We start from the raw sequence: 14,448 nt of genomic DNA on the forward strand, positions 1-14,448 counted from the left end.
ATCCGCGTCCCGGGCGGGTTTCGTGTTCTCCGGCCCCGTCGCGAGACCGGCGCTCCGGCGCCGCCGCAGGGCTGAAACTCGGGGCGGCGGTGGCGCGTCCGGCCCGGCCCCGGCGCGGCGGCGGCGCACAGTGTGCGGGGGAGCGGTCCGGCGCGGGCCGCTCCCGCCGACCCGAGCCGCAGCCGCAGGGAGCGCCATGAGCGAGGCCGTGTCCAGACGCCGCGCGATCGGGCTGCTCGGGGCGATGGGCGCCGTGGGCGCGGCACTCGGAGCGGGCGGCTGCGCGGCCTCGGTACCGCCCGGCGGCGCGGCCCCCCGCAAGGCGTCGGCGTCCGCCGCCGCGGGCGGGGCGGGATCCCGGCCCGGCAGCGGCGCCCGGATCGACGCCCTGCTGGAGCGGCTCACCCTCGACGAGAAGACCGCCCTGCTGCACGGCGGCCCCGACCCCGCCCCGCTCGGCCAGGCCGGGTACCTGCCCGGCGTACCGCGCCTCGGCATCCCGGCGCTGCGCCTCGCCGACGGGCCCGCCGGGGTGCGGGTCGCGAAGCCCGCCACCGCCCTGCCCGCCCCGGTCCTGCTGGCCTCGGCCTTCGACCCGGCGCTGGCCCGCGAGTACGGCAGGGTCATCGGCCGCGAGGGACGGGCGCTCGGCCAGGACGTGCTCCTCTCCCCGATGGCCAACCTGATCCGCACGCCCTACGCCGGGCGGAACTTCGAGACCTTCGCCGAGGATCCCCGGCTGACGGCGGACCTCGTCGCGGAAGTGGTCCGCGGCATCCAGGACGAGGGGCTCATCGCCACGGTCAAGCACTTCGCCCTGAACAACCAGGAGCACGGCCGCGACACCGTCGACGTCGTCGTCGCCGAGCAGACCCTCCACGAGACGGAGCTCCGCGGCTTCGAGGCCGCCGTCGCCGCCGGGGCCGGCGCGGTCATGGGCTCGTACAACAAGGTCAACGGCACGTACGCCTGCGAGAACAAGCCCCTGCTCGACGAGCTGCTGCGCGGGCGCTGGGGATTCGGCGGCTGGGTGATGTCCGACTGGGACGCGGCCCACAGCACCGTCGCCGCCATCGGGGCGGGCCTCGACATGGAGATGCCCGGCGGCACCCACTTCGGCGGCCCGCTCCGGCAGGCGGTGCGCGGCGGCACCGTCCACGAGGACACCGTGGACCTCGCGGTACGCCGGATCCTGGCCACCATGGACCGCTTCGGGCTGCTCGCGGCCCACCCGCCGGCCCGGCCCGCCCGCGACGCCGCCGCCGGCGCCCGGGTCGCCCGCAAGGTCGCGGCCGCGGGCGCCGTACTGCTGCGCAACGAGCACGCCACCCTGCCGCTGACCGGAGCCGCGGCCCGCTCGATCGCCGTGATCGGCCCCACCGGGCAGGTGCCCTTCGTCAGCGGCGGGGGCAGCGCGCACGTCGTCCCGGACCGGGCGCCCGCCCCGCTCGACGCCATCAGGGGGCGCGCGGGGAACGGCAGTACGGTGCGCTACGCGCTCGGCGAGGACCTGTACGGGCGCCCGCTGCCCGCGCGGCTGCTCACCCCGGCAGCCGATCTCGCCGACCGGCACGTGGAGGCCGGGCGGAACTGGAGCCACCAGGGCGAGTTCACGCTCGCCGCGGACGAGGAGTGGACGCTGCTCGTCCACTACACCGGCAAGCGGCCCGGCGTACGCCTGGACGGCGAGGAGCTCTTCCCGGTCCGGGAGGGCGCGGCCGAGCAGTTCGCCGGCGGACTCCTCGGCGCCGCCCCCGACGGGCTCACCGTCCGCCGCCGCACCCTCGCCCTCACCGCGGGCAGGCACCGGCTCGCCGTCTTCGCCGAGGGCGGGGCCAAGGGCCAGCGGTTCCGGCTGCGCCACACCACGAACGCGACCCGGGCCGCCGACCTCGCCGAAGCCGTGAAGACCGCCGAGCAGGCGCACAGCGTCGTGCTGTTCGCCTACGAGGACGCCACCGAGGGCACCGACCGGAGCTCACTGGGGCTGCCGGGCGGGCAGGCACGGCTGATCGAGGCGGTCACCGCCGTGAACCCCCGCACCACGGTCGTGCTGAACACCTCGTCCAGTACGACCATGCCGTGGCTCCCCCGTACCGGCGCGGTCCTCCAGATGTACTACCCGGGCCAGGAGGGCGCGGCGGCCACCGCCGACGTCCTCTTCGGAGACGTGGACCCGGGCGGCCGGCTCACCCAGACCTTCCCGGCCGACGAGGGCGCGACCCCGGTCGCCGGAGACCCGCTGCGCTATCCGGGGGTGGGCGGGCGCCAGGAGTACGGCGAGGGCGTCCACGTCGGGCACCGCTGGTACGACGCCCAGCGGGTGGCCCCGCTGTTCCCGTTCGGGCACGGGCTCTCGTACACGACCTGGGAGTACGAGAACCTCGGCGTGCGGCCGGCCCGCGACGGGCTGCGGGTGGAGTTCACGGTCCGCAACACCGGACGCCGCAGGGGCACCGAGGTGGCCCAGGTGTACGTCGGCCCCTCCGCGGAGCTGAAACTTGACCAGCCGGTGCGCGCGCTGGCCGGCTACCGGCGGCTGACCCTGGAACCCGGCGAGGCGCAGCGGGTGGTCCTCGACGTCGATGCCCGCGCGCTGTCCTCCTGGGACCCCGAGGCGCACGCCTGGGTGCTGGGTTCAGGCCGTCGTGAAGTGTTCGCGGGCCGTTCCTCGCGCGAACTCCACCTGAAGGCAAAGGCTGTGGTCAACAGCAGATAGGCTGCCCGTTCGGCGTGTCACAGCGGACGCGCCGCCGCGACACGGGAGGACGTACCGGTGCACATCCAGGAATGGCTGGAGACGATTCCGGCGGTCAGCATCTATCTCCTGGTGGGTCTGGTCATCGGGCTGGAGAGCCTCGGCATCCCGCTGCCGGGGGAGATCGTCCTGGTCAGTTCGGCGCTGCTGGCCTCGCAGCACGGCGAGATCGACCCCGTGGTCCTGGGGGTCTGCGCGTCCGCCGGGGCGATCGTCGGCGACTCCATCGGCTACGCGATCGGGCGCCGGGGCGGCAAGCCGCTGCTGGAGCGCCTCGGACGGCGCTTCCCCAAGCACTTCGGGCCGGAGCACGTGGCCCAGGCGGAGCGCGCGTTCGAGAAGTGGGGCATGTGGGCCGTCTTCTTCGGGCGGTTCGTGGCCCTGCTGCGGATCTTCGCCGGACCACTGGCCGGCGTCCTGCACATGCCGTACTGGAAGTTCCTCGTCGCGAACATCCTCGGCGGGATCCTGTGGGCCGGTGGCACCACGGCCGTCATCTACTCGATCGGCATCGTCGCGGAGCCCTGGCTGAAGGGCTTCTCCTGGGTCGCGCTGGTGCTGGCCCTGGTGATCGGCCTCACCGTGACGCTGGTGCTGCGCAGCCGGATGAAGAAGGCGGCCGCGGCCGCCGACGCCACGGAGACGGCGGCCGCCGCGGCCGAGTAGCCGGCCGCGGGGCACGGACGCCCGCGCAGGGCTACTGCGGGGGCTGGACGGCGGCGCGGTGCTGCTTGGCCAGGTCCGCGTACATCAGGGCGTTGACCTTGATGCCCTCGCGCTCCTCCTCGGTCAGCTCACGACGCACCTTGGCCGGCACGCCCGCCACCAGCGAGCCGGGCGGGACCACCATGCCCTGCGGGACCAGCGCCTGCGCGGCGACCAGAGAGCCGGCACCGATCACCGCGCCGTTGAGGACGGTGGCGCCCATGCCGATGAGGCAGTCGTCCTCGACGGTGCAGCCGTGCACCACCGCGTTGTGGCCGATCGAGACGCGCTCGCCGATCGAGACCGGGAAGCCGGGGTCGACGTGCAGCGTGCAGTTGTCCTGCACGTTGCTGTCCGCGCCGAGCGAGATCGGACCGCAGTCGGCGCGCAGCACCGCCGAGTACCAGATGCTTGAGTTCGGGGCCATCGTGACGTCGCCGACCACGACCGAGGTCGGCGCGGTGAAGGCCGTGGGATCGATCTGCGGGCTCTTGCCGCCCACGCCCGCGACGAGTGCCTGGCCCCGGTCCGCGTGATACGTCATGTTCTCTTCCTCAGTCCTGTGTGCTGGAGTGCCCTGCGTGTCGCGCTACCGGCACGGTAGGGCACGGGCCCAAACCGGCCGACGATGGGGTGAAGATCACGGCGCGCCCGGGGCGCCGGGCGCGTTACGGTGACCCGGTGCCGAAGAACCAGAACACGTTCTCATCGCTGACGGCCCTGACCGCGCTGCGCCGGCGGCTCGCCAACCGCGCCGTCCACGCCGGCTGGCGCTGGATGCAGCAGGCCGGCGCGGTCACCGCGCAGACCCCCGGCAGGCTGCGCTTCGGCGCGATCGGGCACGGCACCCGTCTCGCCTTCCCCCAGGGCACGGTCTTCGGCGAGCAGTGGATCCGCCTCGGCGACCACTGCATCATCGGCGAGCAGGTCACGATCACGGCCGGGATGATGCCGGGCCTCGACCTCGGGACGGAACCGGTGCTGGTCCTCGGCAACGGCGTCGTGCTCGGCCGGGACACCCACGTCATAGCCGACACCCGGATCACCATCGGGGACGACACCTTCTGCGGACCCGGGGTGTACATCACCTCCACCAACCACAGCTACGACGATCCGCACGAGCCCGTCGGCAAGCAGTGGCCGCGCAGCGCCCCGGTGGAGATCGGCCCGGGCTGCTGGCTCGGCACGGGCGCGGTGATCCTGCCGGGCGCGCGGCTGGGCCGCAACGTGGTGGTGGCCGCGGGGGCGGTGGTACGGGGTGAGGTGCCGGACCACGCCGTGGTGGCCGGGGCGCCCGCGCGGATCGTCCGGCGGTGGCAGCCGGACACCGGCTGGCAGCCGCCGCTGCGGACCCCGGCGCCGGTGCCGATCCCGGAAGGGGTGACACCGGAGCAGCTGCGCGCGGTGGCGCTGCTGACGGAAACCGAGGAGAGCGCGGCGGACACGCGTTAGCCCGCCGCGAGCAGGACCGTCCCGGCGAGGGCCAGTCCGGCGCCGGCCGCCTGGACGGTCCGCAGCCGCTCCTTGAGGACGACGAACGCGGCCAGCGCGGTGATCACCGGGTAGAGCGAGGACAGTACGGCGGCCACGGTCACCGGACCGCTCTGCGCGGCGACGGAGTACGTGCCGTTCGCCGCCACGTCGGCCAGGCCGACGAAGGCCAGCGCGGGCAGCAGCCCCCACAGGATCCGCGAGCCGCTTCCGGAGGGCAGGGCCGGGGCGCCGCGCCGGGTACGGACCCACAGCGCCGCGCCGCCCGCGGCCACGTTGGTGACGCGCTGGACGAACAGGGCGAGGAAGAGCCCGGTGACGCCGCTGGACGCGTGCGAGATCAGGGCCATCACCGCGCCGAACCCGAAGGCCGCGGTCAGCGTGAGCACGACCGCCTGGCGCTGTACGGGGGCACCGCGAAGCTCCGGACCGCCCGCGAGGACGATGCCCGCGACGGCCACCGCGATCCCCGCGAACTGGCCGGGCCCGGGCCGTTCGCCCAGCGCCAGTCCGGCCGCGACGGGCACGACCACCCCGAGCGAGCCGAGCGGCGAGACCACGCCCATCGGCCCGAGCGCGAGCGCCTTGTAGAAGCTGAGCATGGCGATCGGCCCGACGAGGCCCGCCGCGACCGCGAACCACAGCTGCGGCCCGGCCTCCCGCCAGGCACCGGTGCCCAGGACGACCGCGCCGAGCACGACGACGGCGAGGACCTGGGAGGCCACGACCACCGTGAGCGCCGGCAGCCGGCGGGTCAGCAGCCCGCCGCCGAAGTCGGCGAGACCCCACAGCAGGGCTGTGGCCAGGGCGAAGAGGGCGGTCATGACGGGGGCCTCGCAGTACGGGGTGGTGCGGAAGGGAACACTCCGCACGGTAGTTCAGGCGCCGCGCGCCGACGCGTACGGGTCGGACGGGCCGGACCGGTCGTGCGGGACGGACGGGCCGACTACAGGGCCGGGATCTCGATGGCGGGGCAACGGTCCATGACCATCTCCAGCCCGGCCCCGCGGGTCCTGGCACAGGCGGCCTCGTCGATCACGCCGAGCTGGAACCACACGGCGTCCGCCCCCGCGGCCACGGCCTCGTCCGCGACGGCCCCGGCCAGGTGGCTGTTGACGAAGACGTCGACCACGTCGACCTTGAACGGGATCTCCGCCAGCGAGGCGTAGCCCTGCTCGCCGTGCACGGTCTCCGCCTTCGGGTGCACGGGGACGACCCGCTTGCCGAACCGCTGGAGCGTGCGGGCCACCCCGTACGCTGCCCGGTCCCGGTTGTTGGACAGCCCCACCACGGCCCAGGTGTCGCCGAGCTCGGTGAGGATCTTGCGGATGGTTGCCGGGTCGCCGTACACGGATGCCGCCTCCTGTTGCCTTCCGGACGCGGCCCGCCACCGCGGCCCGCACCAGTGATCAACCGAAGGGCCGCGTGCCCGATTCCCGGAGCGGTTCCGGGCCGGTCCCGCGGGCGTCCGGGGCGTCCGGGTCGGCCTCGGCCACGGCTTAGGGTGGAGCGGTGAAGTCGGATCAGTATGTGACGGTGGCCCGGGAGGGCGTGCACGAGGCGGAGATCAACCGCTCGCGCTTCCTGTGCTCGCTCGCGCCCGCCGCGACCGAGCAGGAGGCGCAGGAGTTCATCGCGCGCGTCCGCAAGGAGCACCCCACCGCCACGCACAACTGCTTCGCGTACGTCGTCGGGGCGGACGCCTCCGTGCAGAAGGCCAGCGACGACGGGGAGCCCGGCGGCACCGCCGGGGTGCCCATGCTGCAGATGCTGATGCGCCGGGACGTGCGGTACGCCGTCGCCGTCGTCACCCGGTACTACGGCGGCGTGAAGCTCGGCGCCGGCGGGCTCATCCGGGCCTACGGGGGAGTCGTGGGCGAGGCCCTCGACGAGCTCGGCACCGTCACCCGGCGCCGCTACCGGCTGGCCACCGTCACCGTGGACCACCAGCGGGCCGGCAAGACCCAGAACGACCTGCGCTCCACCGGCCGGACCGTGGTGGACCTGCGGTACGGGGCCGCCGTCGAGATCGAGGTGGCCCTGCCCGAGGCGGACCTGCCCGCGTTCGAGGCCTGGCTCGCCGACAGTACGGCCGGCAGCGCCACCCTCACCCTCGGCGGGGAGACGTACGCGTCCTGAGGACGTGCCGTGCGGGCCCCGGCGACGCGTTAGCGTAGAGGGGCTCAGCGAGCGGGAGACGACCGGGACGACCAGGGGGACGGAAGAGACATGTGCGGCCAGACGTCCGGCGGGGCCGGCGAGTGAGGCTCCTGCACACCTCCGACTGGCATCTCGGCCGGTCGTTCCACCGCGTCAACCTGCTCGCGGCCCAGACCGCCTTCATCGACCACCTCGTCGAGGCCGTCCGTGAGCACGGGGTCGACGCCGTCCTCGTCGCCGGCGACGTCTACGACCGGGCCGTGCCCCCGCTGTCCGCCGTCGAGCTGTACGACCGGGCCCTGCACCGGCTCGCCGATCTCGGCGTGCCCACCGTGATGATCTCCGGGAACCACGACTCCGCCCGCCGGCTCGGCGTCGGCGCCGGGCTGATCGGCCGGGCCGGGATCCACCTGCGCACCGACCCCGAAGGGTGCGCCGACCCCGTGGTGCTGGCCGACGTACACGGGGAGGTCGCCCTGTACGGACTGCCGTACCTGGAGCCCGCCCTGGTGAAGGACCGGTTCGGCGCGGGCAGGGTGAGCCACGAGGCCGTGCTGGGCGCGGCCATGGACCTGGTCCGGGCCGACCTCGCCGCCCGCGCCCCCGGCACCCGCTCCGTCGTCCTCGCCCACGCCTTCGTCACCGGCGGGCAGGCCAGCGACAGCGAGCGCGACATCGCCGTGGGCGGGGTCGAGGCCGTGCCGGCCTCCGTCTTCGACGGGGTGGACTACGCCGCCCTCGGCCACCTCCACGGCTGTCAGACGATCAACGAACGGGTCCGCTACTCCGGTTCCCCGCTCGCCTACTCCTTCTCCGAGGCCGACCACCGCAAGACCATGTGGCTGATCGACCTGGGCCCGGCCGGGGAGATCACCGCCGAGCGCCTCGACACCCCCGTGCCGCGCCCGCTCGCCAGGCTCCGCGGACGGCTCGACACCCTGCTGGAGGAGCCCGCGTACGCCGCGTACGAGGACTCCTGGATCGAAGCCACCCTCACCGACCCGGTCCGCCCCGAGGACCCCATGGCCCGGCTCGCCGCCCGCTTCCCGCACACCCTCAGCCTCGCGTTCGACCCCGAGGACCGCGAGGAGTCCGGCGGCGCCTCCTACGCGCAGCGCCTCAAGGGGCGCAGCGACCAGGAGATCGCGGAGGATTTCGTCGCCCACGTGCGCGGCGGCGGGATCGCGGACGAGGCCGAACGGGCCGTGCTCCAGGGCGCCTTCGAGGACGTACGCGCGGACGACAGCCGGCAGGAGACCCGCCGATGAGGCTGCACCGGCTCGCGATCACCGCCTTCGGGCCCTTCGCCGACCCGCAGGAGATCGACTTCGACGCGCTGTCCGGCGCCGGGATCTTCCTGCTCCACGGCCCCACCGGCGCGGGCAAGACCTCCGTCCTCGACGCGGTCTGCTACGCCCTGTACGGATCGGTGCCCGGCCCCCGCCAGGCCCCCGGCACCAGCCTGCGCAGCGACCACGCCGACGCCGGGACCCCGACCGAGGTCACCCTCGAACTCACCGCGGGCGGGCGGCGGCTGGAGATCACCCGGCGCCCCGAGCAGGACCGGCCGAAGAAGCGCGGCAGCGGCACCACCAAGGACAAGGCGCAGAGCTGGCTGCGCGAGTACGACGGGGAACACTGGCAGGCGCTCAGCCGTTCCCACCAGGAGATCGGCGAGGAGATCGAGCAGCTGCTCGGCATGAGCCGCGAGCAGTTCTGCCAGGTCGTCCTGTTGCCGCAGGGCGAGTTCGCCAAGTTCCTGCGGGCCGATGAGGCCGCGCGGGGCCGCCTGCTGGGCCGCCTCTTCGACACCCGCCGCTTCGCCGCCGTCGAGCAGCTGCTCGCCGAGCGCCGCCGGGCCGCCGAAGCCAGGGTCCGGGCCGGCGACGAGAAGGTGCTCGGCACCGCCCAGCGGCTCGCCCAGGCCGCCGGGGACAGCGCCGACCTGCGCGCCTGGCCGCTGCCCGGGCACCAGCCGGGCGACCCCGGACTGGCCGGGGCCGTCCGGGCCTGGGCCGCCGTCGCACGCTGCTCGGCCCGGGAACGGCTGACGGTCGCCGAGTACGCGCTGGCCGCCGTCGAGGGCCGGCACGCCGCCGCCCGGCGGGCCGCCGAGGAGGCGCGCGAGCTCGACCGCCTCCAGCGCCGCCACGCCGAGACCGCGCGCCGCACCGCACTGCTCGCCGAGGCGGAGCCCGAGCGGGAGCGGGTCCGCGCCCTGCTGGACCGGGCCCGCCGGGGAGCCCTGGTGGCCCCCGCCCTGGAACTGCGCGGAGCCGCGTCGGCCGCCCACCTGTCCGCCGCCCACGCGGAGACCGCGGCCCGCTCGGCCCTCCCGCCCACCCTCGCCGAGGCGGGCACCGAGCAGCTGTCCGCCGTGGAGCAGCGGCTGCGGGAGGACCTCGGCGCGCTCGGTGCCGCCCAGCGGTCCGAGCAGCGCAGCGCCGAGATCGGCCGCGAGCGGGCCACCCTGGAGCGGGAGGCCCGCGACGCCGAGGAGCAGCTGCGGGACTCCGCCGACTGGCTCGCCCGCTGGGAGGCCACCCGGACCGCGCTGGCCGAGCGGGTGGACTCCGCCCAGCAGGCCGCGACCCTGGCCGAGCAGCTCGCGGGGCGGCTGGAGCCGGCCCGGCTGCACCTGAACGCGGCCCGGCGCCGGGACGCCCTGGACGCCGATGCGGAGCAGGCCGAGGGCGAACTGCTCTCCGCACGCGAGGAGTCGACCGCCGCCCGGGAGCGCTGGCTGGAGCTCAAGGAGGCCCGGCTGCGCGGGATCGCCGCCGAGCTCGCCGAGGCGCTGGTGGCCGGTCAGGCCTGTACGGTGTGCGGCTCGGCGGAGCACCCCGCTCCGGCGCGCCCGGCCCCCGGGCACGTGGACCGCGCCGCCGAGGACTCCGCCCACGCCCGCTACGAGCAGGCCGAGGAGCGCAGGGCCGCGGTCGAGCGGAAACTCGCCGCCGTCCAGGAGGCCCGCGCCGAGGCCGCGACCGCCGCCGGGGAGGCCACCACCGCGGAACTCCTCGCGCTGACCTCGGACCTGAGCGCCCGGCACGCCGCCGCCCACGCCGCGGCCGCCGGGCTGCACTCCGCCCGGGAGCGGCTGGCCGGCGCCGAACGGGAGCATTCCGTACGCAGCTCCGACCGGCTGGACGCCGAACGCCGGGCCGCCGGCCGGGCCTCCCGGCGCGAGGCCCTGGACCAGGAGCAGGCCGCGCTGGAGGCGGAGCTGGCCCTCGTACGGGGCGACGCGCCCACGGTCGCGGCCCGCGCCCGGACCCTGGAGGACCGGGTCCGGATGGTCACGGGCGCCGCGGCCGCGCTGCGCCGGGCCGAGGACACCGCCGCCCGGCTCAAGGAGGCCGACGCGCAGCTCGCCGACGCCGCCTTCAAGGCCGGCTTCGACACCATCGACGCCGCGGCCGACGCGGTCCTCCCCGACTACGAACGCACCGCGCACCAAAGGAGGCTGGACGCCTGGCAGGCGGAGGAGGCCATGCTGGCCGACCGGCTCGGCGAGAGCGACACCGCCCTCGCCGCGACCCGGCCCCCCGCCGCGCCGGATGCCGCCGGGGCGTACGAAGCCAGGGCCGCGGCCAAGCTGCGTACGGCAGGGTCCGCCGTGGACGCCGCCCGGGTGCGCTGCGCCGAGCTGGACCGGCTCTCCCGGCAGGTGGAGCACGAGCTGCGCGCGCTGGGCCCGCTGCGCGAGGCCTACGACCGCGTGGCCCGGCTGGCCGGGCTGACCGCCGGCACCTCCGCCGACAACGAGCGCAAGATGCGGCTGGAGGCGTACGTCCTGGCGGCGCGCCTGGAGCAGGTGGCGGCCGCCGCGACGGTACGGCTGCTGCGGATGTCCGGCGGTCGCTACACCCTGGTCCACTCCGATGCCAAGGCGAGCGGCCGGGGGCGTTCCGGCCTCGGGCTGCACGTGGTCGACGCCTGGACCGGCAGTGAGCGCGACACGGCCACGCTGTCGGGTGGGGAGACCTTCTTCGCCTCGCTCGCCCTGGCCCTCGGCCTGGCCGACGTGGTCACCGACGAGGCGGGCGGCATGCGCCTGGACACCCTCTTCATCGACGAGGGCTTCGGCAGCCTCGACGACCAGGCGCTCGACGAGGTGCTCGACGTACTGGACTCCCTGCGCGAACGGGACCGCAGCGTCGGCATCGTGAGCCACGTCGCCGACCTGCGCACGCGCGTCCAGGCCCAGTTGGAGATCGTCAAGCAGCGCGGCGGCTCACTCGTCCGCCACCGCACGGCCTCCCTCACCGACTGAGCTCTGCTCTTGCAGAGCAGAGCTCAGGGGCTCAGCGGGCGCCGGGGCAGGGGGGAGGAGTAGACGATGCTCGTGGTGACGGAGCCGAGGCCCGCGATGCGGCCCGCGACCTCCTCCAGGTGGCTCATCGAGCGGGTGGCGACCTTGAGTACGAAGCAGTCGTCGCCCGTGACGTGGTGGGCTTCCAGGATCTCCGGGGTCGCCTCCAGGAGGTCGTGGAACGGCTTGTAGTTGCCGTGGGGATAGCGCAGCCGGACCATCGCCAGGATGGACTTGCCCAGCTTCTCCGGGTCGACCACGGCGGTGTACCCGGTGATCACGCCCGCCTCTTCCAGGCGGCGCACCCGTTCGGTGACCGCGCTCGCGGACATCGAGACGGTGCGTGCGAGATCCGCGAAGCTAGCCCGGCCGTCCTCCTGGAGGGCCGTCAGGATGCGCCAGTCGGTGGCGTCAGGGGAATAGTCGGTCATGAGGCAGATGTAGCAGGGGAATCCCCGGTCGGACAAGGGGAAGGCCGGGGAAAGGCACTTCACGAGATGATCAAGGGCTCGTAGATTCAGAGCCATGACGAGGACACAGAACAACGCCGCCCCCGCCCCCGCCGCCACTGCCACCGCTCCCGCCGAGAACCCCGTGCTCCGGGTGCCCCCGGCCGCGCCGGCCGCGGCCGCCGCCTACTTCGCCGCGAGCCTCGCCTTCCACGCGGACGTGTCCGATGTCGCCGCCGCCTTCAAGGCCCACCGCGAGCAGGGCTCCGAGCTCGGCTTCCAGCTGCTCGACTCCCGCTCGACCCCGTCCTGGGACCAGGCCCACGTGCCGGGTGCGGTCCACCTGCCGACCGCCCTCATCCCCGAACAGGCCGAGCGGCTGCTCGACAAGAGCATTCCGGTGGTCACGTACTGCTGGGGCCCCGGCTGCAACGGAGCCACCCGCTCCGCCCTCGCCCTCGCCCAGCTCGGGTTCCAGGTCAAGGAGATGCTCGGCGGCATCGAGTACTGGATCCGCGAGGGCTTCGAGGTCGAGACCTGGCAGGGCAGCGAGCAGCGCGCCGAGGCGGACCCGCTCACCGCGCCGACCGACTCCGACGACTGCGGCTGCTGACCGACGGTCCAGCGCCGGGAACGCCGTACGGGCCGTCCGCACCCCGCGAGGGTGCGGACGGCCCGTACGCGGCCGCTGGCGGTCAGAGCTTCGACAGCTCGTCCACGAGGTCGTCCAGGCCCAGCGAGCCCTGCGACAGCGCCGCCATGTGCCACGCCTTCAGGTCGAAGGAGTCGCCGTGCGCGGCGCGGGCGTTGTCCCGGCCGAGCAGCCAGGCCCGCTCGCCCAGCTTGTAGCCGATCGCCTGTCCCGGCATCGACAGGTAGCGGGTCACCTCGCTCTCGATGAAGTCCGCCGGCCGGCCGCTGTGCAGGCCGAAGAACTCCTGGGCCAGCTCCACCGTCCAGCGCTCGCCCGGGTGGAACGGCGAATCCGCCGGGATGTCCAGACCCAGGTGCATGCCGATGTCCACGATGACGCGCGCGGCGCGCATCATCTGGCAGTCCAGGTAGCCCAGCCGCTGCTCGGCGTCCTTGAGGTAGCCCAGCTCGTCCATCAGCCGCTCCGCGTACAGCGCCCAGCCCTCGACGTTGGCGCTGACGAGGCCGACGCTGGCCTGGTAGCGGGAGAGCCGGTCGGCGACGTGCGCCCACTGCGCGAGCTGGAGGTGGTGGCCCGGAACGCCCTCGTGGTACCAGGTGGAGACCAGGTCGTACACCGGGAAGCGGGTCTGGCCCATCGTCGGCAGCCAGGTGCGCCCCGGGCGGGAGAAGTCCTCCGAGGGGTTCGTGTAGTAGGGGGCCGCCGCGCCGCCAGGCGGGGCGATCATGGACTCCACCCGCTTCACGCGTTCGGCGAGCTCGAAGTGGGTGCCGTCGAGGTTCTCGATGGCCTCGTCCATGATGCCCTGCAGCCAGGCCTGGACCTCGTCGACGCCCTCGATGTGGGTGCCGTGCTCGTCGAGGTGCTTGAGCGCCTCCCAAGGACCCGCGCCCGGCAGGATCTTGGCGGCCTCCGCGTTCATCTCGGCGAGCAGCCGGTGGTATTCCGACCAGCCGTAGGCGTACGCCTCGTCCAGGTCCAGGTCGGTGCCGTTGAAGTACCGGGACCAGCGGGCGTAGCGCTCGCGGCCCACCGGGTCCGGCGCGTCGGCGACGGCGGGCGCGTACACGTCGCGCATCCAGTCGCGCAGTTCGGCGAGGGCCGCGGTGGCTCCGGCGGCCGCCTCCTCCAGGCCGGTGCGCAGCGCTTCCGGTCCGCGGGACGCGAGTTCGCCGAAGAAGGCCTCGCCGCCGTCCTCGCCCTCGCCGTCCTCGCCCGCCCAGGTGGTGAGCTGGTCGATGAAGGTGGCGGTGGCGCGCGGGCCCCCGTACAGGCCGCGGTCCAGGCCGAGTGCGAGGCTCTCGCGGTAGCCGGCGAGGGCGGCGGGGACCGCGCGCAGCCGCTCGGCGATGGCGGTCCAGTCCTCGTCCGTTTCGGACGGGGTCAGGGTGAAGACGTCGCGGACCGAGTGGGCGGGCGAGTGGATGTTGCTGACGGAGCGCAGGTCCTCGTCGGCCTCGTACACCGCCAGTTCGGCGTTGAGGCGCTCGCGCAGCAGCCGGCCGCAGCGGCGCTCGGCGTCGCTGTCGGCGCCGGGCAGCCGCTCGGCGGCGTCGAGGCGGGCGAGGGTGGAGCGGGACAGCTCGGCGGCGGCCGCACGGCCGGCCGGCGAGAAGTCCGGGAGTCGGCTGGAGCACGCCGCGACACCGAGATAGGTGCCCGAGATCGGATCGATGGCAATGAGGTCGTCGACATAGGCGTCGGCGACCTGGCGGGGCAGCCGGGAAGCGCTGTCGCTGCGAAGGGTCTCTGACATGCGGCCATCTTCGTACGGAGGACGGCCCCGCGTCATCACCGTTCGCTGTCAGCCTCCTGACGTGCACGGGAGCGGCGGAGCCTGCCTCCGCTCCCGTGCCGTCGGCGGCCGGGGATGCCGGTCCGGAGCCGGGCCGCGCCGGACGCCGGGATCGCGCGG

At 74.7% G+C, this 14,448-nt stretch carries 12 protein-coding genes; 7 read left to right on the forward strand and 5 right to left on the reverse strand.

Features of this window, described 5'->3' with window-relative positions; genetic code table 11:
• Positions 1 to 196: 196 nt before the first annotated feature.
• On the forward strand, positions 197 to 2,719 hold the full coding sequence (locus tag ACFYXV_RS29650; RefSeq protein WP_389384541.1) for a beta-glucosidase: 2,523 nt from the start codon (positions 197 to 199) through the stop codon (positions 2,717 to 2,719).
• Between the two features lie 57 nt (positions 2,720 to 2,776).
• Positions 2,777 to 3,424 carry a DedA family protein gene (locus ACFYXV_RS29655; protein ID WP_389384542.1) on the forward strand — a complete coding sequence of 216 codons (648 nt, stop codon included), beginning with the start codon at positions 2,777 to 2,779 and terminating at the stop codon, positions 3,422 to 3,424.
• A 31-nt stretch (positions 3,425 to 3,455) separates the two neighbouring features.
• On the opposite strand, the gene ACFYXV_RS29660 is transcribed toward ACFYXV_RS29655, so the two are convergent.
• Entirely contained in the window at positions 3,456 to 4,007 is a 552-nt protein-coding gene (locus tag ACFYXV_RS29660; RefSeq protein ID WP_383350669.1) for a gamma carbonic anhydrase family protein, read from the reverse strand.
• Between the two features lie 137 nt (positions 4,008 to 4,144).
• Between ACFYXV_RS29660 and ACFYXV_RS29665 the strand changes: the two genes are divergently transcribed.
• On the forward strand, positions 4,145 to 4,915 hold the full coding sequence (locus tag ACFYXV_RS29665) for an acyltransferase (protein WP_389384543.1): 771 nt from the start codon (positions 4,145 to 4,147) through the stop codon (positions 4,913 to 4,915).
• On the opposite strand, the gene ACFYXV_RS29670 is transcribed toward ACFYXV_RS29665, so the two are convergent.
• The gene (locus tag ACFYXV_RS29670) at positions 4,912 to 5,778 is read right to left on the reverse strand and encodes an EamA family transporter (RefSeq protein ID WP_385463004.1); all 867 of its coding nucleotides are present in this window, start codon (positions 5,776 to 5,778) and stop codon (positions 4,912 to 4,914) included. The genes ACFYXV_RS29665 and ACFYXV_RS29670 overlap by 4 nt on opposite strands.
• Before the next feature lie 122 nt (positions 5,779 to 5,900).
• Positions 5,901 to 6,305 carry a CoA-binding protein gene (locus ACFYXV_RS29675; RefSeq protein WP_389384544.1) on the reverse strand — a complete coding sequence of 135 codons (405 nt, stop codon included), beginning with the start codon at positions 6,303 to 6,305 and terminating at the stop codon, positions 5,901 to 5,903.
• Between the two features lie 161 nt (positions 6,306 to 6,466).
• Here ACFYXV_RS29675 and ACFYXV_RS29680 point away from each other — a divergent pair, with 161 nt between their 5' ends.
• The 3 genes from ACFYXV_RS29680 (at position 6,467) to ACFYXV_RS29690 (ending at position 11,390) form a co-directional block, all read left to right on the forward strand.
• Complete coding sequence (locus ACFYXV_RS29680) at positions 6,467 to 7,093, forward strand: YigZ family protein (RefSeq protein WP_359177285.1); 627 nt, start codon at positions 6,467 to 6,469, stop codon at positions 7,091 to 7,093.
• 122 nt (positions 7,094 to 7,215) lie between these two features.
• Positions 7,216 to 8,382 carry an exonuclease SbcCD subunit D gene (locus ACFYXV_RS29685; RefSeq protein WP_385462906.1) on the forward strand — a complete coding sequence of 389 codons (1,167 nt, stop codon included), beginning with the start codon at positions 7,216 to 7,218 and terminating at the stop codon, positions 8,380 to 8,382.
• The gene (locus ACFYXV_RS29690; RefSeq protein WP_389384545.1) at positions 8,379 to 11,390 is read left to right on the forward strand and encodes an AAA family ATPase; all 3,012 of its coding nucleotides are present in this window, start codon (positions 8,379 to 8,381) and stop codon (positions 11,388 to 11,390) included. The genes ACFYXV_RS29685 and ACFYXV_RS29690 overlap by 4 nt, the downstream gene beginning before the upstream one ends.
• 23 nt (positions 11,391 to 11,413) lie before the next feature.
• On the opposite strand, the gene ACFYXV_RS29695 is transcribed toward ACFYXV_RS29690, so the two are convergent.
• Entirely contained in the window at positions 11,414 to 11,860 is a 447-nt protein-coding gene (locus tag ACFYXV_RS29695) for an Lrp/AsnC family transcriptional regulator (protein ID WP_385462900.1), read from the reverse strand.
• A gap of 94 nt (positions 11,861 to 11,954) precedes the next feature.
• Between ACFYXV_RS29695 and ACFYXV_RS29700 the strand changes: the two genes are divergently transcribed.
• Entirely contained in the window at positions 11,955 to 12,491 is a 537-nt protein-coding gene (locus tag ACFYXV_RS29700) for a rhodanese-like domain-containing protein (RefSeq protein WP_385462897.1), read from the forward strand.
• An 82-nt stretch (positions 12,492 to 12,573) separates the two neighbouring features.
• Here ACFYXV_RS29700 and ACFYXV_RS29705 read toward each other — a convergent pair whose 3' ends face one another.
• Positions 12,574 to 14,289 carry a DUF885 domain-containing protein gene (locus ACFYXV_RS29705; protein ID WP_389384546.1) on the reverse strand — a complete coding sequence of 572 codons (1,716 nt, stop codon included), beginning with the start codon at positions 14,287 to 14,289 and terminating at the stop codon, positions 12,574 to 12,576.
• Positions 14,290 to 14,448: the final 159 nt, after the last annotated feature.

Source organism: Streptomyces sp. NPDC002181, assembly GCF_042890485.1.
Taxonomy (GTDB): domain Bacteria; phylum Actinomycetota; class Actinomycetes; order Streptomycetales; family Streptomycetaceae; genus Streptomyces.

Excerpts from the sequence above, each read along its gene's own strand:
- ACFYXV_RS29695 (WP_385462900.1), bottom strand. The coding sequence starts at position 11,860 with ATGACCGACTATTCCCCTGACGCCACCGACTGGCGCATCCTGACGGCC.
- ACFYXV_RS29705 (WP_389384546.1), bottom strand. The coding sequence starts at position 14,289 with ATGTCAGAGACCCTTCGCAGCGACAGCGCTTCCCGGCTGCCCCGCCAG.
- ACFYXV_RS29700 (WP_385462897.1), top strand. The coding sequence starts at position 11,955 with ATGACGAGGACACAGAACAACGCCGCCCCCGCCCCCGCCGCCACTGCC.
- ACFYXV_RS29690 (WP_389384545.1), top strand. The coding sequence starts at position 8,379 with ATGAGGCTGCACCGGCTCGCGATCACCGCCTTCGGGCCCTTCGCCGAC.
- ACFYXV_RS29650 (WP_389384541.1), top strand. The coding sequence starts at position 197 with ATGAGCGAGGCCGTGTCCAGACGCCGCGCGATCGGGCTGCTCGGGGCG.
- ACFYXV_RS29660 (WP_383350669.1), bottom strand. The coding sequence starts at position 4,007 with ATGACGTATCACGCGGACCGGGGCCAGGCACTCGTCGCGGGCGTGGGC.
- ACFYXV_RS29670 (WP_385463004.1), bottom strand. The coding sequence starts at position 5,778 with ATGACCGCCCTCTTCGCCCTGGCCACAGCCCTGCTGTGGGGTCTCGCC.